This is a genomic window from Catenulispora pinistramenti (genome assembly GCF_018274385.1).
Classification (GTDB): domain Bacteria; phylum Actinomycetota; class Actinomycetes; order Streptomycetales; family Catenulisporaceae; genus Catenulispora; species Catenulispora pinistramenti.
Map to the genome: position 1 here is coordinate 1 of NZ_JAAFYZ010000486.1, position 1,268 is coordinate 1,268.

Consider the following 1,268-nt stretch of genomic DNA (forward strand, 5'->3'; position numbering starts at 1 on the left):
CCCCAACACCCCGGTCCGCAACACACCCAGCGGATCCACACCGCCGGGGGCCTCCAGCCGCGGCATCGCCAACCCCAGCCGCCCCGGGTCGCCGCGGAAGAACGTGTCCGAGGACAGCGACCACATCCGGGACCCGCCAGCCATCCCGCGCAGCCCGTCGGCGGCGAACAGCCGCAGACGCAACGCCGGCGACACCCCGATCCCCAACCCCCGCTCCAGCACCCCCAGCCGGAACGCCCCGATCAGGCCGGCCCCACGGATCTCATCACCGGCCAACGGCACAAACAACCGCACGAACGAACCCGTCCGGAACTCCTGCAGCAAACCGGCACCCGTACCGACCGCAAGATCACGGAAGCCCTGGCCCAACGTGACAGCACCATCGCGGATCAACGCCGGCATGGCCCTGACACCGTCGAACACCCACAACACACCGTTGAAGACGAACCGGCCCAAACTCAACAGCGTCGACACACTGAACAGACTCGACACCTGCACACCACGGGCCAAAGCCATGAAATCGGTGAAAGACACCCGCACGAAACCCACCACGCTACGCGCCACATCATCGATGCCCCGGCCCAACGCCGGAATCAACTCGGCCAGGTCAAGACCCCGCGTGGTCGGCGCCAAAATCCCCAGAAACGCCAGCAGCAGCTGCGTCAACGGGATCTGCCCGTTCGCATACTGCACCGCCGCATGGATGAACAACGTCATGTTCACCGCGAACGCGATCAGAGCGAACACCCCACCGAACGCGATCGCCGGCAACATCAGGAACAGCGCGATCCACCCCAGCCACTGCCAAAACTGATCCATCGCCGAGATCGGCTCCACCCCGCTGGAAACCCCCTGAATCGCCGCCGTCGCAGTGTTCCCAGCCGCCGCCAACGCCCAACCGGCCTGCGTCGCCTCCCGCGCCCACGCCTGAACCTGCGGATCAGTCTTCGGCAACCCCGACGCGATCGCCTTGTTCAACGCCGTATCCGCGATCCCCTGCTGCGTCTCCATCACCCCGGCATAGGCGGTGGCAGCCTGATTCGCCGTCGTGAACGCGTTGTTCGCCGCGTTCATGAACCTGGCGAAATCCCCACTGATCTTCCCCTGCAACGCCTGCGCCGTCGCCCCCGCGAAATTCCCCGCCGCCGCCGTACCCAAAATCTCCGTCAACGCCTGCTCGATCACCGACGTCGCCGACGCCACCGACGTCAAAAACGACGCCGCCCGCCGCACCCCATCAAGATCACCCGGCGTCGGATCAAAAACCA

At 66.1% G+C, this 1,268-nt stretch carries 1 protein-coding gene; it reads right to left on the reverse strand.

Annotated features, from left to right (window positions below; all coding sequences use genetic code 11):
- The coding region (locus KGQ19_RS48640) for a hypothetical protein (RefSeq protein WP_212022442.1) at positions 1 to 1,268 on the reverse strand (1,268 nt) is incomplete at both ends.